Origin of the sequence: Legionella massiliensis, assembly GCF_000756815.1 — a bacterium.
Classification (GTDB): domain Bacteria; phylum Pseudomonadota; class Gammaproteobacteria; order Legionellales; family Legionellaceae; genus Tatlockia; species Tatlockia massiliensis.
This window is the reverse complement of the sequence record NZ_CCVW01000001.1, coordinates 87,903-108,243: the sequence shown is the minus strand read 5'-3', so window position 1 is coordinate 108,243 and position 20,341 is coordinate 87,903. Positions and strand designations below refer to the sequence as shown.

Below are 20,341 nucleotides of genomic sequence, written 5' to 3'. Positions count from 1 at the left end.
GAATGGATGGATGCTGATTCAGGGCGATTGCGCTACGCAAGCTTTTTAACTGTGCTAATCGTTGCGGCATTCTTTTTGGCTGCTCGCCTGATCTATTTGTTTGTAGCTGATCCACAACGCTTTCCAATCAGCACGGTGAAAGTTGTTGCCAGTTATCAGCATATCACTCATCAAGATCTTGAGACTGTGCTGACAGACTACTTGAGTTCAAGCTTTTTTACCTTATCAGTCAGGCGATTATACGCAGATTTGGCTAATTTGGATTGGACAAAAAACGTTCAGATTGAGCGTATTTGGCCTGATACTTTAAAGATTACGCTTATTGAGAAAATCCCTGTAGCGACCTGGAATAAGGCCTTGGTCACTCAGGGGGGGGAAATTTTTAATGAGGGTGGTGAGCTGAGTAGTTCACCATTGCCGCATCTAAGCGGTCCTGCTAATCAGCAGAAAGAAGTCTTACAAGTTTACGAAAAAATGAGTAAGATATTATCAATTTATGGTTTGCATGCGTCGGCACTGGAATGGCGTGATAATCATGCTTGGGAGCTTACATTAGCAAATGGGGTGCAGTTACGTTTAGGAAAACGAGATTTGGATATGCGAATGACGCGTTTTTGCAAAGCTTATCCAGCCGTGTTCGCTGAACGTTCTGAGCAATTAGCAAGTGTTGATTTAAGGTATCCGCGAGGTATGGCGGTGCAATGGAAAAAATAATCGGGAGTAACACTTTAATTTAGGTTTTGACAAGGTCTAAATAAAGAGCTTACTAAACGGGAAGATAATGGCTAAAAAATCAGAAAAAAACATCATTACCGGTCTGGATATTGGAACTTCCAAAGTTGTAGCACTTATTGGTGAAGTGACAGCTGATGGTGCAATTGAGATCATTGGAATAGGAAATCATCCCTCCCGTGGATTGAAAAGAGGTGTTGTGGTTGACATTGAGGCAACTGTTAATACAATCCAGCGCGCAGTTCAAGAGGCTGAGCTTATGGCTGGCTGCGAGGTACGCACAGTCTATGCTGGGATCGCAGGTAGCCATATCCGTAGTTTAAATTCACATGGTATTGTTGCGATTCGTGATCTTGAAGTATCACAAGCAGATGTAGAGCGTGTAATCGATGCCGCAAAAGCGGTCGCGATCCCTGCCGATCAGAAAATCCTTCATATCCTGCCGCAAGAATTTATCATTGACCATCAAGGTAGTATTCGCGAACCAATAGGTATGGCTGGTGTTCGTTTAGAGGCAAGGGTCCATGTGGTGACTGGCGCTGTCAGCGCGGCGCAGAATATTGCGAAATGTGTACGTCGCTGTGGTCTTGAGGTGAACGATATAATTCTCGAGCAATTAGCATCCAGTCATGCCGTGCTAACAGAGGATGAAAAAGAACTTGGTGTCTGTCTGGTTGATATTGGTGGTGGAACTACCGATATAGCAATATTTTCAGAAGGTGCAATTCAATATACAGCAGTAATTCCTATCGCCGGCGATCAAGTGACCAATGATATTGCCATGGCTTTACGCACGCCAACAAAGGCTGCTGAAGCAATTAAGGTTGCACATGCCTATGCAATGCCAGAGTTAGCGAATCCGAATGAAATGCTTGAGGTATTAAGTGTTAGTGAGAGACCGGGGCGAAAAATCTCTGCCAGGGTTCTCTCAGAAGTTGTTTCCGCGCGTTATGAGGAATTGTTTTCTCTAGTTCGTAATGAGCTGAGGCGCAGTGGTTTTGAACAACGGGTCGCTGCTGGAATGGTTATCACCGGTGGTGGTTCCTGTATACAAGGTGCTGTCGAATTGGCTGAAATGTGTTTTGAAATGCCTGTTCGCCAAGGTTGTGCTCATCATGTCGCCGGTCTGGTAGAAGCTACTGCCAATCCATCATTGGCAACAGGTGTTGGTTTATTGCTCCATGGCTTTCAACAGCAATATGAAGGTGGTTATAATGTTCCAGCTTTGAGCGATAATACCAAGGGTATGTGGAAACGAATGAAAGAATGGTTTAACGGTAATTTTTAACCCAGGTTTTGTAGTTGCGTGCAAAAAATTAATAAGTGCCGCAGTTACTGCTAATCTAATCGCAGAATTTAGTGGAGAGGTCTCATGTTTGAATTAACGCAAAGTCATCAGCAAGACAATGCCGTGATTAAGGTCGTAGGTGTAGGTGGTGGCGGTGGTAATGCTGTTGAGCACATGGTCGCTGAAAAAATAGATGATGTTGAATTTATTTGTGCAAATACAGACGCTCAAGCACTTAAAAACTCCAATGCGAAGATTCATATTCAACTGGGTGACGAATTAACCAAAGGTTTAGGTGCAGGTGCCAATCCAAAGATCGGTCGTGAAGCAGCTGAAGAAGATCGAGATCGAATCAAAGAAATTCTCGCTGGTGCTGATATGGTCTTTATTACTGCCGGTATGGGTGGTGGAACTGGAACAGGCGCTGCCCCCGTTTTTGCAGAAGTTGCAAAGGAATTAGGTATTTTGACCGTTGCCGTGGTTACAAAACCCTTTTCCTTCGAAGGCAAGCAACGTGCCTTGGCTGCAGAAGAAGGAATCCGCCGCTTAGCCGAACATGTAGACTCCCTAATTACTATTCCAAATAATAAGTTATTGAGCGTTCTCGGTAAAAATATCAGCTTGCTTAATGCGTTTAAAGCGGCAAACAATGTTCTTTTAGGCGCAGTCAAAGGTATTTCAGATTTAATTACCCGTCCCGGTTTGATTAACGTCGATTTCGCCGATGTTCGTACGGTCATGTCAGAAATGGGCATGGCGATGATGGGGACAGGTAGTGCTACGGGTGAGCAAAGGGCTCGCCAAGCTGCAGAAGCGGCAATTGCTTCTCCTCTGCTAGAGGATGTCAATTTCTCCGGCGCACGCGGTATTTTGGTCAACATTACTGCTGGCTTAGATATGTCTATCGGTGAATTTGAAGAAGTTGGTGATGTGGTCAAAGAATTCATTTCTGATGATGCGACAGTTGTTGTTGGTACAGTAATTGACCCAGAGATGACTGATGAAATGCGTGTCACTGTTATTGTTACAGGTCTTGGTGATGCACGTGCGCGAGGCCAACAGCAACAAACAATAATAGCTAAAAGCCGTATGACAGAATCTACTCGTAGTGATGGTTCTCTGGATTATCAGTATCTTGATAGACCAGCTGTAATGCGTAAGCAAGCAGCTGCCCCAGCTAAACCAGTAAACGAAACCTCGGTGCCAGATGTCGATTATCTGGATATCCCTGCCTTCTTGCGTCGGCAAGAGGAACAAGTTGAATAATACCAAGGGCAGTCTTTAGGCCGTATCTTTGTATAGGACAAAATAACAATCCCCCAAAAAGATTCGAGTTTCCCGTGGTTACACCACGGGAAACTCAATGGTTAAAAGGATTTTTAGTTTGTTTGTCCCTTACAAGACGGCCGTTCTTCGGACGCATAAAAAAAATAGACAAATCAATAAATTGTTGTTATGATTTGGCTACTTATTGCGCTCAAAAATAAGGGATATCTGAAAGGTGGTCACTGAATGATAAAACAAAGAACTCCTAAGAAAGTCATTCAAGCAACAGGGGTTGGTTTGCACTCTGGAGAAAAGGTTCTTCTAACCTTACATCCTGCTCCTATAAATACAGGCATCGTTTTTAGACGTACTGATTTAAATCCAGTTGTTGAAATTCCGGCTTTATACGATCAAGTTGGCGATACAATGCTCTGTACTTCTTTGCAAAGAAACGGAGCCAAGGTAGCTACTGTGGAACATCTGCTTTCAGCCTTTGCTGGACTTGGAATAGATAACGCTTATGTTGATGTTAATGGTCCTGAATTACCTATAATGGATGGAAGTTCTGCACCTTTTGTATTCTTGATTCAATCTGCTGGTATCCGTGAACAAAGTGCAGCGAAACGATTCATCCGCATTCTCAAGCCAATCCGTGTTGAAGATAATGGTAAGTATGTACAATTTTTACCATATAATGGTTATAAGGTTTCATTTACAATTGATTTTGATCATCCTGTTTTCAATGATAAGCCACAAACAGCAACCTTCGATCTTTCTACTACCTCTTATGTGAAAGAGGTTTGCAGAGCAAGAACTTTTGGCTTTTTGTCAGATTATGAAAAATTACGTGAGAATGATTTAGCGAAGGGCGGTAGCTTGGACAATGCTATCGTTGTTGATGATTATCGTGTGTTGAATGAAGATGGCTTACGCTTTGAAAGTGAATTTGTTACCCATAAAGTTCTTGATGCAATTGGTGATCTTTACCTCTTAGGTTGTGGCTTAATCGGCGCTTTTGAAGGTTATAAGTCAGGTCATGGCTTAAACAATCGCTTACTGCGAGAGTTAATGTTAAGACAAGATGCATGGGAATATACTTATTTCGATGCAGAAAATTATCAACCAACTAGCGCGCCTGATTTCTTCCCTGTAGAAGCCTAATTCTCTTTTAATACTCTAATTGCTAACTATTAGTTTAGATGCTCTTCCCGCAAAGTTGGGGAGAGCATTGTTGTATGGATAGAATGTAACCAGGCTACTTGCTGTAGACGACTTTATTTTCGCTCGAAATTCTTGCAGTTTGCCCTTAGCATATCGTTGAAAAGTCAGCTCTTCCCTGCATTTGCCAAATGAAAGAGCGCCTCTTTCAGAGGCGGATAGCTGCAATGCTCGGAAGCTGTTTTTAAGCAATCACGTGCACCTTCTGAAAGTGGATGACTCTCTGGTGACGCTTTGTTAGGGATCAATTGGGGAGCTATATCTGCGATAGTAATTTTTATCGAAGTCAGTTGATATAAACCTGCTTTGCGCAAGCGATCACGCAATTCTGGTACTTGATAGCGAAGTTCCGTAGCCCAGGCTGCATTCAATGTACTAATCACTAAGGAACCTCGATTAAAGGCAGCGGCTTGACAATTATCTCTTAAGGGAGAGGGGAGGTTCGCCTTAATTTTATCATTCAATTCCTCCAGTGCTATGGCACGTTGACATAGATTGAGGAGTTGTACATTAAGGCAGCGGTTGATTGGTCGAATCATAATAGTGTTTTAAGTCTGATAATCGTGCTAAGAAAAAGCATAGCATAGCAAATTTATCCCATCTGCAATATGATAAGCGCTAACAAAAAGATAGAGGCTACGAGGATAAAGATGGCAGAGAGCAACGTTGTATATCAAGCAAAACTACATTGGATATTATTTATAGGGCCAGTTATTCTTGCTTGCTTCGCTATGTTTATTGGTATCGAAATCCATCAGTTGAAAGAAGTTGCTCTTCTTTTTGTGGTGTTTTCTCTGGCTTGGATATTTATGACCTGGGTTAACTATCATTTCTCCTCACTAACTATCAAAAAAAAACAGGTTATCTTACGCACAGGCATGATGGTAAGAAAAACCATAGATATTCCCCTGGCAAAAATTGAGTCGATTGATATTCGCCAATCTATTGTAGGAAGTATTTTTCACTACGGGACTTTAATAATAACTGGTACTGGCGGAACCCGTCATATGATTGGTTTTCTTGATAAGCCGCTAACCTGTAGACGTTATATTGAACAGCTAATGCATGAGTAATGCTCATTGGTCACAAGCCTTTTTTCGGCAGCGAATTATCTCAAGCCTACCCCTAAAAGAGGGTAGGCAGCACCATATTGATCTGATTCAGCTTGAAGATCAGTCTCGATGGGTATGTAAAAAATTTTGTTCTGATACCTGGCTTGGGGCAACAAAACCACAAAATATTGAATTATCAGAATCCTTAGCTGAAAAAGCTGCGGAAATCTTAGGTTGCTGCTTTGCTCCATATCGAGATCAAACAACAGCTAGGGTTATTCTCAATGTAGGATTGGTTGGGGCGATGATTAAACCCTACTGTGAGGGGCAAATAGTCCATTCATTCAGCCTCGATCAAGCGCATATTCTTGGCCATACCTTGGCTGAATTACATTTATTAAAGATATCGAAGAAAGGAGCACAGCCCCTTCCGCTTATCAACCTGGGCTCGACTCATAAACTACCAAGTTGGCTAGCGGAGTTGCTGCAGCGTTGCAACCTTTATTGCCAGTACACAAAAGATAGTTGGGTGTTTAGTCATCGTGATATCCATGCGGCTAATATTATCTGGCCTGATGCCCGAACTCCTCATATTATCGATTGGGAAAGTGCAGGTTTGATTCATCCAGCAATTGAGCTGATTGGTTTGGCTCTAAACTGTGCAGGTTTAGCACGTTGTCGCTTTGAGAAAGAATTATTGCTCGCGACCTTAGAGGGATACCAGAAAAAGGCAGGCTCCCTGCCTGAAATAGATGAGCAGCATTGGGATTTAGTTTTTCATACTTGGCTGCTATGGTATGCCTTTTGTGCGCGCCAGGGTTGGCATAATGACGCGAGGGAAACGCTAGATATTATGTATTTAATCAGGGATAAACTACCTGAGATGCAGCATTGTTATGAGCGCAACTAACCAGAGAGAATAAAATGAAAATAATCGACTTACGCAGTGATACAGTGACTAAACCCTCTAAGGGAATGCTGGATGCTATGATGAATGCTGAGGTAGGCGACGATGTTTATGGGGAAGATCCCACGGTTAATCAGCTTGAAAATCAAATTGCAGCCCTAGCTGGCATGGAGGCTGCTATTTTTGCCCCCTCTGGTACCCAGACAAATCTGTTGGCTTTGATGGCGCATTGTGAGCGTGGTGATGAATATATTGTGGGACAATCAGCGCACACTTATATGTGGGAGGGCGGCGGCGCTGCTGTTCTAGGTAGCATCCAGCCGCAACCCCTTGATTTTGCAGCCGATGGTACTTTGCCCTTAGACAAAGTAGCAATGGTGATTAAACCAATTGATGTTCATCACGCCCATACAAAGTTACTCTGTCTTGAGAATACAACCGCAGGCAAGGTTTTACCGCTTGCTTATCTCAAAGAAATGAAGTTTTTTTGCCGTGAACACCAGCTAAATAGCCATTTAGACGGTGCTAGGGTTTTTAATGCCGCAATTAAGTTAGGTCTAAGCCTCAAAGAAATTAGTTCTAATTTTGATTCAATTTCAATTTGCCTGTCTAAAGGCCTGGGTACACCTGTCGGTTCAGTTCTTTGCGGCTCTACTGATTTAATTGCTAAAGCCCGGCGTTGGCGGAAAGTTTTAGGCGGTGGCATGCGTCAGGCTGGCTTCTTAGCTGCAGCTGGAATTTATGCTTTGGAGAATAATGTTAATCGTCTTAGTGAAGATCATGATAATGCCTACTATTTTGCCAAGGCCTTAGCCGAACTTGAGGAAATAGAGGTTGACCTAAGCGTTGTACAAACAAATATGCTCTTTATCAAAGTGAAACAAAGTTATTCAGAATTACAAGCCTATTTGCGTGAACGAGGTATTTTCATGCCTAAGCAACCACGCAAAAATGGCTTGGTTCGCTGCGTGACACACCTGGATGTTTCAAGGGATGATTTGGAGAGGGTGCTCAGGGAAATTAAATCATTTTATGCGCAACAAACAAAATTTTAAAAATTCCAAGAAGATTCCTTTCAATTAGGGGGGATTGGGCATAGAATTTTATCCCGACCTACCAGAACGAGGTGCTATGAAAACGTTGACCCGTGATATTTGTGTTACGTTGATAGTCAAGTTTTCATTGTTTTTTATGCTGTGGTTTATCTGCATAAAAGGGGTCGAAAAGCCTGCAATGGATATGAAGAAATGGCTACTGGGCACTGGTACGCCTGCTAAGGTGACGCAGGTGATAAAAACAAAATAGGGTTGTTATACATTTCGATATTGAGGACAGGCAGCCCTTTGTTGATATGAGAACCCTACACGCTGAGGTGTTTAATGATTCCTGCAAGTGATGTTGTTGATCTTTCCCGCCTTCAATTCGCAATAACTGCTCTTTACCATTTTCTATTCGTTCCCTTGACGCTTGGGCTCTCGATATTGTTAGCGATCATGGAAACTGTCTATGTTATGACTGGGCGAGATATTTGGCGGCAAATGGTTAAATATTGGGGCGTGTTATTCGGCATCAACTTTGCTTTAGGAGTCGCTACTGGATTAACGATGGAGTTTGAGTTTGGTACCAATTGGGCCTATTACTCGCATTATGTAGGAGATATCTTTGGTGCGCCCTTAGCCATTGAAGGTCTAATGGCTTTCTTTTTAGAAGCGACTTTCGTGGGTATCTTTTTCTTTGGTTGGGATAAAATGTCCAAGTTAAAGCATATGACCTGTACTTGGTTACTTGCCCTCGGAACTAACTTATCTGCTTTGTGGATTTTAATTGCCAATGGTTGGATGCAAAACCCTGTAGGGGCTAAGTTCAATTATCAAACGATGCGTATGGAAGTCAGCAATTTTGCTGAAGTCATGTTTAATCCTGTTGCCCAAGCGAAATTTGTGCATACGATTAGTGCTGGTTATGTCACTGGTTCAATTTTTATCCTGGCTATCAGCGCCTATTTTCTTATCCGCGGACGTAATAAAGATTTTGCAAAACGCTCGATGACAGTTGCTACCACTTTTGGCTTAGCTTCTGCCTTATCGGTAGTTGTCTTAGGTGATGAAAGTGGTTATCTTTCTAATTTAAATCAAAAAATGAAATTGGCCGTCATGGAGGCTATGTGGCATACGGAAAAAGCCCCTGCTGGTTTAACAGTGTTTGGTATTCCAAATGAGAAAACACAAGAAACAGATTATGAGATCAAAGTACCTTATCTCTTAGGCATCATGGCTACCCGCTCTTTTAATGAGCCACTTCAAGGAATTACTGACTTAATTGAACAAGGGAAAGAAAAGATTCAGGAGGGCATGTTAGCCTATGATGCCTTAAATCGGCTGCGAGCTAATCCCCAAGATCCTGCTGCCAAAGCAGATTTTGAAGCCCATGGCGATTCCTTAGGCTATGGCTTGCTTTTGAAGAAATATACCGAAAATGTCACTGATGCAAATGAAGATCAGATTAACCGGGCTGCGAATGATCTTAAGCCCAGGGTTAAACCCTTGTTTTTCTCTTTCCGTATCATGGTCGCCTGTGGTGTGTTCTTTATTTTATTGTTTGCCACGGGTTTTTATTTATCGCTGAGAAGAAAACTTCACACGACCCGCTGGTATTTACATCTGGCTTTTTGGTCCTTGCCCTTACCCTGGCTTGCAGCCGAGTTAGGTTGGGTCGTTGCTGAATATGGGCGTCAACCTTGGGTTGTTCAAGGTGTTTTACCCACCTTTATGGGCTCCTCATCGCTTAGTGTCTCCCAGGTTATGGTTTCGCTAGGGGGCTTTATCCTGTTTTATACCGTGCTAGCCGTTGTTGAATTATATTTAATGGTTAAATACATACGCCTTGGCCCTGATGGAATGACACACTAATTGTATCTGTTCAGGGGGTAATATAGATTTTTGGTGAAAGCCTGTATTTGGCGAAGGTTGTGAACGCTTACCGCTAATTTGGAGAGTCCTGATGCCTATAGATTACGAAACATTAAGAGTTATTTGGTGGGTTATACTGGGAGTCTTGCTAATTGGCTTTGCCATTATGGATGGTTTCGACTTGGGCGTTGCTATGTGGCTACCTTGGCTTGCAAAAACAGATACAGAAAGGCGAATCCTGATTAACAGTATTGGACCAACCTGGGAGGGCAATCAAGTTTGGTTTATTCTTGGGGGCGGTGCAATTTTTGCTGCCTGGCCGATGTTATATGCCTTGTCTTTTTCCGGTTTTTACCTTGCCATGCTACTGGTTCTATTAGCCTTAATTTTGAGGCCTGTTGGTTTTAAATATCGTTCGAAGTTAGCAAGTCCGCACTGGCGAGCAACCTGGGATGGTGCCTTGTTTATTGGTGGTTTTATTCCCTCTCTCATTTTTGGCGTAGCAGTGGGTAATGTATTACAGGGTGTTCCCTTTCACTTCGACGAGAGTTTAAGGCCGTTTTATACAGGTAGTTTTTGGGCGCTGTTAAATCCCTTCGCTTTACTTTGTGGTTTGCTTTCAGTAGTTATGTTAGCAATGCATGGCGCTTTTTTTATTAATGTTAAAACAGAAGGAAATTTACAACAGCAGGCAAAGACGGTTGGTCGGATTTCTGCTGTCCTAACCCTGATCATTTTCCTGCTCGCAGGCCTCTGGGTTTTCTATGGAATTGATGGTTTTGTATTAACAAAAATTGCCTCGCACGATGGCCCATCAAATCCGCTCTACAAGTCGGTGTTAACGCAAAGGGGAGCCTGGTTATCAAACTATCTAACTTATCCCTTTACTTTGGCTGTGCCCGTTGTTGCTATCCTAGCAGCAGTGATGGCGGCTTTGTTTGCAAACAAGCCGCGACTGGCTTTTATCTCGAGCGCTTTTTGCCTAATGGGGATAATCGCAACAGTTGGTGTATCAATGTTTCCCTTTATTTTGCCTTCCAGTTCCATGCCGGGGCAAAGTCTGATTGTCTGGGATAGCTCATCAAGTCAATTGACCTTGTTTATTATGTTAATAGCAACGCTTATTTTTTTACCGCTTATTCTTGCTTATACCACCTGGGTATATCGTATTCTACGCGGCAAGGTGACAAGTGAAACAATTAAACAAAACCAGGAAACTGCGTATTAGGAGACAAATCATGTGGTATTTTTCTTGGATTTTAGGCACTGGCTTGGCCTGTACCTTTGCAATTTTGAATGCAATCTGGCTTGAATATAGAATTGATGCAAGTTCTAAAGAGACAAAGTAAGCGTTCAGGTCTTGTCTGATTGTGAGCAATTGACAGGAAGTAGGTTGGGCTTAACAACCCAAACCCAGTCTACTTTTTTGATAGCTAAGGGGAGTAACTTATTACCAAAATAGCCGCAAATTATAGCCAATTTGACGCTTTTATAGTCCAACTTTAACATTAGAGTCATCACTTAATTTTAGCTAGATTTTTAATATTGTTTCGCCAAGATTTTCTGTTTTGAAATAAGAAATAATAGAAATCAAAAATCATAAATTTTAATAGGCAAAGTCGAAGAGATTTTCTTTTATTTTGAGCTCATATTTTATAAACTAATGAGCCTAAGGGAGTTATAGAGGACTCTATGAGAAAAATTCAAATTGAGAGGAAGCTATTTGAATTATTTGGTCATAAATTTTTCGTATTTGAAAATTTTCAAGATATTGATTTAGATATCGATAATAAATTGATCTATAAACATGATAATCAAGATGCCCTAGTAGATATCTTCGCAAGAAATCAATTTTACTCAATCTGGAGCGATGAAAGACGCTTAAATGCCGGGGTAATTTGTGCTTGTGAGGGAGATATTTCTATGGTTGTTGGCTTTTTAAAGCGAGCTGGTTTCAAGGATGATTCCTATTCAACCTTTGATTGTGGTCTGATAGGTTCTAACTCCTCTGTTCTTTTCCTGACATCGCCAGAGACTATGCAAGCGTTTATAGCCCATTTAGCTGTAGCAACCTTTGCGAATAAATTCGCACAATCAACCTTCTTTGGTGCCAAAGAGGCCAAGCTTACGCAACCAAAAAAATCTGAAATTACGGAAGCCTAAATCATCCTGTGACGATCGATTTTTAAGTTATGGCGATTATTTTTTGAGCGCTCTTTTCTTTAAAAAACAGCGTAAATTTAAGTCAAAAACCGGAGATTTTACCAGACAATTTAAGCAAGAAACGCTTCAATTGTCTGGTAGGTCAGTATCGTATCAATGTTTTAGCTCTGATATCGATACTGGTAGGGGGGAGCTAGATTAGCATATGCCGCAGAAAGACTTTTCTTCTTCTAAATTAACATTTTCTGCTAATTGCTCTAAGAGATCATTAGTTCTGGTGCTGATTGAACCCTCTGTAGCTCTTGGGAACTCATCTTTGATTCTTGTAACTGTATCATTGAGAGAAATCGCCTGATTAGCATATTTGACCAGTTTCTCAAGGGCAGCAACTTTAATCGCCTTAACATCTTTATTTGGGTAAGGCCACCAGCTGTTGATTTCACCGGTTAAAGCGTTAATTTGCTCTTGAATCGCAGCTAATTGTGCTTCGCTTAGGGTTGAGTTCTCTGTGCGCGTTAGTTGCTTCGCTTCAGATTGACCTTTTTCCTCTTGCTTAGCAGTAGAAGCAAAAATACCTGATACACTTGGTCTGCTTGACTTATGTGACCCTGTAGCATCTTGTCTTCTTTGCTTTTTAACAACAGTTTGTGGTACAGCAGCTTCTTTTTTCTCTGCTCGAGCACGTCGTCGCTCTGTTTCAGCGTGTAGTTGTGCTTGATGCTCATCTTGTCCTTTAGCTGATTTTTTAGTGGCTTTAGTATTAGTTTTACTTTGTTGAGCACGTTGTTGTTCAAGGGCACGTTGTTGTTCTTGCTGAGCACGTTGTTGTTCAAGGGCACGTTGTTGTTCTTGCTGAGCACGTTGTTGTTCAAGGGCACGTTGTTGTTCTTGCTGAGCACGTTGTTCTTCAAGGGCGCGTTGTTGTTCTTGCTGAGCACGTTGTTCTTCAAGGGCGCGTTGTTGTTCTTGCTGAGCACGTTGTTCTTCAAGGGCACGTTGTTGTTCTTGCTGAGCACGTTGTTCTTCAAGGGCACGTTGTTGTTCTTGCTGAGCACGTTGTTCTTCAAGGGCACGTTGTTGTTCTTCGACTAGCCGTTCAGCAGCTTCACGTTCATTAGCCTTTGGCTCCTGGGGTTGAACGATGGGCTTTTGGTTTTGCAGATTGCGTTCACGTCTTTGTTTTGCCATGTTTACTACTCCATCCAATTGAAATACAAAATAATGCGCGGCATTTTAGTCTTAGGACCGTGCTAAAGTAAAGAACTATCCGTCATCTCTAATAACTATATGATAAAAAGATGAAATTTTTTGATGGATTTTTATTGGTTTTGATCTTGGACTTGTTTGATAAAACTCTAATATTGGTTAGGGATATTGGGCTGCTATTGAGGTAAAACCAAGTAAAATTTTTATGATTATCAGAGTGGTTTCTTCTTAGCTATAGCAAGGATTTGCCTAGGGTAAGATGTAAATCAATCTATTGCTGTTTAAAATAGAGTTTAGGGCTCAAATTATACTTGGATCTAAGTGCAATCAGCGATTCTGATTCAATGCCGAGAACATAGTACCTCTTGAGACCTAAATCAGCAGAGAAGATTCCATTAACCTTGAAATGATGCCTCTGGCCTAAGTCTTGGCTTGCTAGACTAGTCGTGTATTCTTCTGGATAAATAACGCTAACATGCGCTCCCGTTGCGCGTTCACCAAAGTAGTCTGGCTTATAGGCCTGATTATGAATATTTTTTAGCAGAGGAAATAATTGATGAATAAATCGATTATCAACACTGAGATAAACTAAGTTAGATTTTGAAATACATAAGCTGCCTATGCTTGGGAAATTTTTTGCTGTTTCCAGTAAATCAGGGATGTCCAAGGTTGTGAAATTTATTGTTTTGGCGTTCATAATTAAATCGGTTTTTTTTCTTGCAAACAGATTGCGAGAAGCTCCTCAGGATGTTGTGCAATAAAAGTGGGTTGATAAGCTAAAAGTATTCGCTCGGAATTATATCCCCAGGTTACTGCAACTGATCGAATTCTATTCTTTTTTGCGGCTTCAATATCACGTGTTTCATCACCGATATATAGGGTTTTTTCCTTGTCGATTCCGTATTTTTTGAGCGTTTTTTTTAATAAAAATCGTTTGGAAAAGTAATTGGATTCGTTATGAATAAAATCAAAAAAGTGACGAATATTGTGCATTTCAAGCCATAAGACTACATTCTCAATCGAGTTTGAAGTCAAGATTCCCAAGGTGCACCCCGCGTTGTAAAAGGTTTCTAAGACCTGGGAAATATTAGTGACAGGTTGCATATTGCCCATTTCATCATGCAAAAGATGTCTGATGTTGCGTATCAATAGAGGGATTTTGTAAAAGGGAATATTTAAAAATTTAATCAATTCTCGTGACGAAAGATCGCGCAAAGATTCTATTTCTTGTTCATTTATTTTTCTGCAATGAAATCGTTCGGCGAGGATATTAATTTTTTCAATCACATGCTGATAACTTTTTACCAGTGTTCCATCAAAATCGAAAAGTAAATACATAGGTAAAGGATCCAGATAACTATTCCATATTTTTAGCTTAGTTTTTAGTAAATGCCTAGAGAAATTTTTTAGAGAAGGGGTGGTAATAGGTCAGCCCATCCCCCCCTAACGCAACGTCATCCAGAGCGCAGCGAAGGGTCTCCGGAATTAGCGCTGTGCCTTCTTCAGGAGATCCTTCGCTGCGCTCTGGATGACGTAGTGCTGAGAGTGACCTATTAAAGGGTGTTGCACTCTGAGGTGCAACACTAGGGGCTAGGATCAAAACTTAAAAGAAATCTGCAGCATGGCGAGATAGAACGTGTTCCTCATCAACCTGTGCTTGGCCATCCAGCAATGAAGGTCTGTCAGGACCCTGTAACAGGGTGGAAACAACAGAATGCATTGATAAGGTCTGAATCGAATAGGTTGCAGTACGGAAGAAATGCCTTTCCTTTTTCAAGAAATGTTCTGGTTCATTCAAAAGATATAAGGCCATGTCATATCTAAGCTCGGCAGATAAGGTAGGAATCTGTTGGCTTAATAATTCGAGATACTGATTTTTCAGTTCTTTTAAACCTTGTGGGCGAGTTAATTGACCTTGAATAAGCTCATCGAGCTCCTTCGCTGTAGTTGATTCAGTCAACAGTAATTCCTCGGCCTGGCCTTGTTGAGAGGACGCATTCAGCTTGGCCGGTAATTGTTGTATTGCACTATTTAGCAGCGTATCAATATCAGCAACAAAACTTTTCAGAGGTAAGCGCTTATTATCAAGAAGTGTTTCGATGATTATTTTTTTGTTCACTTCATTAAAAATATCTGGAGATTGTTTGGTCTCTTGAAGATACTCCACTAAGACATCGGTAATTTCTTGCTCGCTGATACTTAAGTTGATCAATGCGACGCTACCAATTTTTGCAGAAACCTCGAAGAGTGATTTGGGCTTATCCCCTAAATTTCGACCAAAATGGCTAATATCTCTTTGTCTTTCTTGAGAACTTGCAGCCTGTACCTGTGGTTGCTGGTTTGCTAGGTAAAGGGCTTGGTAATGCTCTCGGAAAAGGTCTCTATGTTGCTGAGAGATAGATCGGCCAAGTAACAGTCTGGTTATAATGGACTTTAATTCATAGGCATGGCTTAGCTGCTCTTCAACTTCGCCATGGTAACGATTTCCAGCCATAGTGCGCCCATGATAAAAGGCATCCAAAGAAAAGGGTAATAAATTCTCAAACTTGATTGCGTTATATCTTGGGTTTTGTAAGTTTAAAAAGGAACTTAGGGTTCTGTTGTGCTTATCAATCACCTTTATTGATAATTCAAATGAATCTTTTCCACCAGGACAATACTCGATGAACAATTTTCCAATTTTTGCTTTTACAGGGTTACGGCCAGACTCGTCTGGAGCAATTACGAAATCTTCATTTCCATATAACCGTTGCTCTAATTCATCTGCTCTAATTTGCTGTATGTCTCTCAGATTGTAGATATAGGTTGGTTGGCGCTCAAAGCGGCCGTTTATACGTTTATAGGATGGGATAAAATCATTATGTCGAACTGCTACATCACTAAGCTTAGTAAAAGGCATAATTATACTCCATTGTTTGGACTAAGTTTCTTGATGGGGATAGATGTATAAAGAACGAACGTATTGTATATCTGAAAGATTAAGGAAAACTTAAGTAAGTAAAATATAAAAGAATCAACATTCAAAAGGATTCGAATTCCCAAGGCTTGATTGTAGGATCTTTGCCGCTTACAGATCCTGCAATCAAGCCTTGGGAATTCGCAATGATTTACAAGACTTAGTCTTCTGTCGTAGTGTAGCCGCAGCCTTCATGGGGGCAAATAATTTGTCTGCCGGAACGTTTGGTCTCTTTAACCGTGAGCAAAGGCCAGGCACATTGCGGGCAAGGCTTATCGATTGGTTCGTTCCACAATGCATAATCGCATTTAGGATAGCTGCCACAGGAGTAAAAGATTTTTCCCTTGCGTGATTTGCGTTTGAGTATTTTGGCGCTGTGACATTTGGGGCATTCAACGCCTGTATCAGCAGGTTTCTCGAGGGGCTCTATGTGCTTGCATTCAGGATAGTTGCTGCAGCCAATAAACCGTCCATAGCGACCTGTTTTGATATGCAAGGCGCTGCCGCAATCTGGACAGTTACGGCCTTCAACAATATCTGGCTCTGACTTCTCGCCTTCGGTATTAGAGAGATCCTGAGTATAGTCACATTCAGGATATCCTGTGCAGCCAATAAAGCGGCCGCGTTTCCCTAAGCGAATGGCTAGCGGTTTACCACATTTAGGGCAGGCTTCTTCAAGCGTTTCTGTCGTTACATCTTTTCGTTGTACCTGTTCGTCTGTGGTATGAATTTGCTGGATAAAAGGTTGCCAAAACTCATCTAACACGGGTATCCATTCTCTTTCGCCACGCGACACAGCATCTAGAGTATCTTCCAACTCGGCAGTGAACTTGTAATCAACATAGCGAGTGAAATACCCAGTTAGGAAGCGTTTGACGATACGACCAACATCAGTAGGGACAAAGCGTTTTTTATCGACGATTACATACTCTCTTTGCTGCAGGGTATGAATAATTGTGGCATAGGTTGATGGTCGTCCAATATCATATTCTTCTAAGGCTTTAACTAGCGTAGCTTCAGAATAACGTGGCGGCGGTTCAGTAAAATGTTGGTTGGCAAGCAAATCCTGCAGTTTGACCTTTTCACCAATATTTAATGTGGGTAGCAGGACGCCATTTTGCTCGTCATCCTGAGAATCATCACGTCCCTCTTCATAAACGCTAAGAAAACCAGGAAAGGCGATTGTAGAACCATTAGCGCGGAAAATATTTCCTTCACCACAGCTTAAATCGACAGCAACAGTATCAACCAGTGCGTCTGCCATTTGGCAAGCGAGAGTCCGTTTCCAAATAAGGTTATACAGTTTAAATTGATCAGCTGTTAAAGCTTGCTGCACCATTTCAGGCGTCCGCTTGATGGACGTGGTGCGGATTGCTTCATGAGCCTCTTGTGCATTTTTTGATTTGGTTTTATAGAGACGCGGACTTTCGGGGCAATTGTCTTCGCCATAACGTTGCAGGATATAAGCACGAATCTCCTCAATTGCCTCATTAGAGAGGTTGACTGAGTCGGTACGCATATAACTAATGAGTCCTACTGTCCCTGAACCAATATCGATACCTTCATAGAGCTGCTGAGCGACCATCATGGTTTTACGGGCGGTAAAGCCTAATTTGCGTGCAGCTTCTTGTTGTAAGGTTGATGTAATAAAAGGCGCTGCTGGTTTGCGTTTTCTTTGTTTTTTCTCAATATTAGTTATTGTCAACTCGCCTTGAGCTTGCTTAATTAGAGCATCTCTGACGCTATGAGCATGCCCAGCCTCGTTGATAGTAAATTGTTGCAATTTTTCCTGTTGGAAATGGGTCAGCCGTGCTTCAAAAGCCGCATTCTCATGTTGGCATTGAGCAATAATGCGCCAATATTCCTGTGCAACAAATTGTTCTATTTCTTCTTCGCGCTCAACAATAAGTCTTAAGGCCGGACTTTGTACTCGACCCGCTGAAAGACCACGGCGAATTTTTTTCCACAATAAGGGGGAGAGATTAAAACCAACTAAATAATCCAAAGCCCGGCGAGCCTGTTGGGCATTAACCAGATCCATGGCAATAGCTCGGGGATTATTGATTGCTTCCTGAATAGCCGACTTTGTAATCTCATTAAAAAATATGCGATGAACTTCTTTATTTTTCAACAAATTACGTTCTTTCATTAATTCATAGACATGCCAGGAAATCGCCTCACCTTCGCGATCGGGGTCGGTTGCCAGTAGTAATGAGTCAGAATTTTTTAATGCTTTAGCAATTGACTCAATATGTCGAGCATTTTTCTCAATTGGGCTATAAGTCATCGCAAACTGTTTGTCGGGATTGACAGAACCTTTGCGGGGAGGAAGATCACGAACGTGCCCATAGGAGGCTAGTACCTCATAATCATTCCCCAGATATTTTTGTATAGTTTTAGCTTTCGCGGGAGATTCCACGATAACTAGGTGTTTGCTCATAAGAACCTAACCTTCCTTTCTGTGCTATCAATGCAATGGCAATTTGTCTTCTTTTTGGTATAGCACAAGATCAAGAAAAGCGAGCTGAGAAGCATTAAGGTTTTCTGCCAGTGTATTTCGGATAGTCCATTTTGTTTCCTGTAAGGAAACAAAGCGCGATTCTGAAAGAAGTAACTGGTTTATGATCAATTCCAGAGTTTCTGGAGCAATGATGTCCCAAAGCATTAACTTTGTTAAAAACTGATAACTTGCTTTGGTAAATTTCATTTTTTCATCATAAGTGAAAATACGCATCGCTGTTTCTTGCGGTGCCTTTAAGGTGAGAGTACGACTTTCCAACGTTGAAACATCTAAGAGATCTGACTCTTCAGAACTAATGTTAGTCGAGCTACTGCTTTCTTTTAACTGAGATAAACTTTTTTCAAAAAAATTCATTAACATTTCAAACAAGCTATCTTTCATTATGAACACCTCATGTAACCACCGGGGACCGCTTTGATGGTGCCCTGTAATTCTAATGTAGCCAAGCCGCAAGCTACCTCTTCTACATTTAAACCGCTGCGAATAACAATTTGATCAATAGTAGTAATCTCAAATCCAATGCACTTTACTAGGTTTTTGCTATTTCTGGCAAGGGCTCCTGATTTATTAGTTTTTATCACTGCCTGGCTGCTGAGACCTAACTCTTCCAATACATCTTGACTTGCTGTGACTAACTTTGCCCCTTGTTGTAGCAAATGGTGGCAACCACGTGCTTGCGGATTATGGATGGAGCCCGGAATGGCCAGGACATCGCGATTTTGCTCCAAAGCTAGACGCGCAGTGATTAGGGAACCGCTGCGAATTGCTGCTTCAACAATCAAAGTGATCAATGATAAACCGCTTATTATACGATTTCTGCGCGGAAAATGTCCAGCGTTTGCGACAATTTTTAAAGGAAACTCAGTAATAAGCAGGCCATCCTGGCAAATTTTATCTGCAAGACTTTGATGTTGGCGAGGATAAATGCAATCGATGCCGGTTCCCATTACTGCGATAGTTTTGCCTTTGGCGTCGAGACAGCCTTGATGTGCCTGGGCATCGATGCCGAAGGCTAGGCCGCTGACTATTGTGAGTTGATGGAGAGCTAATTCATTAGCGAACTGTCTTGCTGTTTCTGCTCCGGTAACTGAGGGTTTTCGGCTGCCAACAATAGCAATGGCTGCTTGTTCCAGACAAGAAAGGTCTCCTTTAGCATAGAGTACTGCAGGAGGGTCGTGGATTTCCTTAAGGAGTTTTGGATAGTCCGAGTCCACCCAGGTTAGTAAATGATGATTAGCAGGTTCTTGCCAGACCAAGTCTTCCTCGACTTCTTTAAGGTTAAAGTTGCGGATGCAATCGGCCATTCGGGCGGGTAAGCCTGCCTTTTGTAATTGCTCAGAGGTTAATTGAAACATTTCCTCTAATTCAGGCCAGCGGGCTAGCATTTTTAATAAGGTTCTTGGGCCAATTTGGCTCATTCTGTTAAGCGCAAGGAGATAAAATTTGTTATCCATTATTTTTATTTCTCTGTCCGTTTTTTAATCCATTTTTGCAAGCATGGCAGCTATCATTTGGAACAAAATAAAGACAGATAGCTTGCAGCTTTGCGAGGTATTGGCGATAATAGCACGCATTATCCGCAATGAATATAGATACTTTATGGCTATTCGCAAGATTATTTATCTCCCCGATGAACGACTCAGACTGGTTGCCAAACCTGTTGAGCAATTTGGTGAAGACTTACAAACCCTTATCGACGATATGTTCGACACTATGTACCACGCTAAGGGCGTGGGGCTTGCTGCACCTCAGATTGGAATTAGTCTGCGTTTATCTGTTATTGATATCGCTGGAGATAAAAAAGAGCAGCTGGTTATAATCAACCCAGAAATTATCGCTCGGGAAGGTGAAACAGAGTACGAAGAGGGTTGTTTATCTGTCCCCGGTGCTTATGACACAGTAGTGCGCGCGACTAAGGTGACTATTCGAGCCCTCGATCGTTTTGGTAAGCCCTTTGAAATGACTGGTGAAGGCGTGTTGGGAGAGTGTTTTCAGCATGAGATCGATCATTTGAATGGAAAGTTGTTTGTCGATTTGTTGTCGCCTTTGAAGCGAGCGATGGCCAGACGCAAGCTTGATAAATACAAGCGTATTCATTTGCGTAAAGTCTGAAAGGTAACTTT

General features: G+C 41.8%; 21 protein-coding genes. 13 read left to right on the top strand and 8 right to left on the bottom strand.

Annotated elements, in window-relative coordinates; genetic code table 11:
- The first annotated feature begins 6 nt into the window (after positions 1-6).
- From BN1094_RS00505 to lpxC, 4 genes are all read left to right on the top strand, one after another.
- On the top strand, positions 7-714 hold the full coding sequence (locus BN1094_RS00505) for a cell division protein FtsQ/DivIB (RefSeq protein ID WP_043872482.1): 708 nt from the start codon (positions 7-9) through the stop codon (positions 712-714).
- A 67-nt stretch (positions 715-781) separates the two neighbouring features.
- The gene (ftsA, locus tag BN1094_RS00500) at positions 782-2,020 is read left to right on the top strand and encodes a cell division protein FtsA (protein ID WP_043872481.1); all 1,239 of its coding nucleotides are present in this window, start codon (positions 782-784) and stop codon (positions 2,018-2,020) included.
- 84 nt (positions 2,021-2,104) lie between these two features.
- Positions 2,105-3,286 (top strand): cell division protein FtsZ, encoded by a 1,182-nt coding sequence (gene ftsZ / locus BN1094_RS00495; RefSeq protein WP_043872480.1) that lies wholly within the window; start codon positions 2,105-2,107, stop codon positions 3,284-3,286.
- 246 nt (positions 3,287-3,532) lie between these two features.
- A complete protein-coding gene (lpxC, locus tag BN1094_RS00490) occupies positions 3,533-4,447 on the top strand; it encodes a UDP-3-O-acyl-N-acetylglucosamine deacetylase (protein WP_043872479.1) in 915 nt (304 codons plus the stop codon).
- A 164-nt stretch (positions 4,448-4,611) separates the two neighbouring features.
- Here lpxC and BN1094_RS00485 read toward each other — a convergent pair whose 3' ends face one another.
- Positions 4,612-5,043, bottom strand: coding sequence for a DciA family protein (locus tag BN1094_RS00485; protein WP_245614117.1), 432 nt, complete (start codon positions 5,041-5,043; stop codon positions 4,612-4,614).
- A 111-nt stretch (positions 5,044-5,154) separates the two neighbouring features.
- Between BN1094_RS00485 and BN1094_RS00480 the strand changes: the two genes are divergently transcribed.
- The 8 genes from BN1094_RS00480 to BN1094_RS00455 all read left to right on the top strand — a co-directional run bounded on the left by BN1094_RS00480 (position 5,155) and on the right by BN1094_RS00455 (position 11,535).
- Positions 5,155-5,577, top strand: a complete 423-nt coding sequence (locus BN1094_RS00480; RefSeq protein WP_043872478.1) for a PH domain-containing protein — start codon at positions 5,155-5,157, stop codon at positions 5,575-5,577.
- Positions 5,570-6,466, top strand: a complete 897-nt coding sequence (locus BN1094_RS00475; RefSeq protein WP_043872477.1) for a phosphotransferase — start codon at positions 5,570-5,572, stop codon at positions 6,464-6,466. Before BN1094_RS00480 ends, BN1094_RS00475 begins: the two co-directional genes overlap by 8 nt.
- Positions 6,467-6,480: 14 nt before the next feature.
- Positions 6,481-7,518: a low-specificity L-threonine aldolase gene (ltaE, locus tag BN1094_RS00470; protein ID WP_043872476.1), complete on the top strand. Its 1,038-nt coding sequence runs from the start codon at positions 6,481-6,483 to the stop codon at positions 7,516-7,518.
- Between the two features lie 76 nt (positions 7,519-7,594).
- Complete coding sequence (gene cydP / locus BN1094_RS19730) at positions 7,595-7,768, top strand: cytochrome oxidase putative small subunit CydP (protein WP_176695244.1); 174 nt, start codon at positions 7,595-7,597, stop codon at positions 7,766-7,768.
- Positions 7,769-7,842: 74 nt separating this feature from the next.
- Entirely contained in the window at positions 7,843-9,372 is a 1,530-nt protein-coding gene (locus BN1094_RS00465) for a cytochrome ubiquinol oxidase subunit I (RefSeq protein WP_043872475.1), read from the top strand.
- A gap of 91 nt (positions 9,373-9,463) precedes the next feature.
- Entirely contained in the window at positions 9,464-10,600 is a 1,137-nt protein-coding gene (gene cydB, locus BN1094_RS00460) for a cytochrome d ubiquinol oxidase subunit II (protein WP_043872474.1), read from the top strand.
- Positions 10,601-10,610: 10 nt separating this feature from the next.
- A complete protein-coding gene (gene cydX / locus BN1094_RS19075) occupies positions 10,611-10,721 on the top strand; it encodes a cytochrome bd-I oxidase subunit CydX (protein ID WP_081934922.1) in 111 nt (36 codons plus the stop codon).
- A gap of 343 nt (positions 10,722-11,064) precedes the next feature.
- Complete coding sequence (locus BN1094_RS00455; RefSeq protein ID WP_043872473.1) at positions 11,065-11,535, top strand: hypothetical protein; 471 nt, start codon at positions 11,065-11,067, stop codon at positions 11,533-11,535.
- A gap of 198 nt (positions 11,536-11,733) precedes the next feature.
- Here the strand turns inward: BN1094_RS00455 and BN1094_RS18615 are convergent, their stop codons facing one another.
- From BN1094_RS18615 to dprA, 7 genes are all read right to left on the bottom strand, one after another.
- Positions 11,734-12,723 (bottom strand): hypothetical protein, encoded by a 990-nt coding sequence (locus tag BN1094_RS18615; protein ID WP_052403058.1) that lies wholly within the window; start codon positions 12,721-12,723, stop codon positions 11,734-11,736.
- Positions 12,724-13,012: 289 nt separating this feature from the next.
- The gene (locus BN1094_RS00445; RefSeq protein ID WP_043872472.1) at positions 13,013-13,438 is read right to left on the bottom strand and encodes a hypothetical protein; all 426 of its coding nucleotides are present in this window, start codon (positions 13,436-13,438) and stop codon (positions 13,013-13,015) included.
- Between the two features lie 2 nt (positions 13,439-13,440).
- Positions 13,441-14,079, bottom strand: a complete 639-nt coding sequence (locus BN1094_RS00440) for an HAD hydrolase-like protein (RefSeq protein ID WP_043872471.1) — start codon at positions 14,077-14,079, stop codon at positions 13,441-13,443.
- Between the two features lie 265 nt (positions 14,080-14,344).
- The gene (locus BN1094_RS00435; protein ID WP_043872470.1) at positions 14,345-15,640 is read right to left on the bottom strand and encodes a hypothetical protein; all 1,296 of its coding nucleotides are present in this window, start codon (positions 15,638-15,640) and stop codon (positions 14,345-14,347) included.
- A gap of 217 nt (positions 15,641-15,857) precedes the next feature.
- Positions 15,858-18,137 carry a type I DNA topoisomerase gene (gene topA, locus BN1094_RS00430; RefSeq protein WP_043872469.1) on the bottom strand — a complete coding sequence of 760 codons (2,280 nt, stop codon included), beginning with the start codon at positions 18,135-18,137 and terminating at the stop codon, positions 15,858-15,860.
- A 27-nt stretch (positions 18,138-18,164) separates the two neighbouring features.
- Positions 18,165-18,599 carry a DUF494 family protein gene (locus BN1094_RS00425; protein ID WP_043872468.1) on the bottom strand — a complete coding sequence of 145 codons (435 nt, stop codon included), beginning with the start codon at positions 18,597-18,599 and terminating at the stop codon, positions 18,165-18,167.
- Entirely contained in the window at positions 18,599-19,672 is a 1,074-nt protein-coding gene (gene dprA / locus BN1094_RS00420; RefSeq protein WP_043872467.1) for a DNA-processing protein DprA, read from the bottom strand. The genes BN1094_RS00425 and dprA overlap by 1 nt, the downstream gene beginning before the upstream one ends.
- A 145-nt stretch (positions 19,673-19,817) precedes the next feature.
- On the opposite strand from dprA, the gene def reads away from it, so the two are divergent.
- The gene (gene def, locus BN1094_RS00415) at positions 19,818-20,330 is read left to right on the top strand and encodes a peptide deformylase (RefSeq protein WP_043873617.1); all 513 of its coding nucleotides are present in this window, start codon (positions 19,818-19,820) and stop codon (positions 20,328-20,330) included.
- The last annotated feature ends 11 nt before the right edge of the window (positions 20,331-20,341 follow it).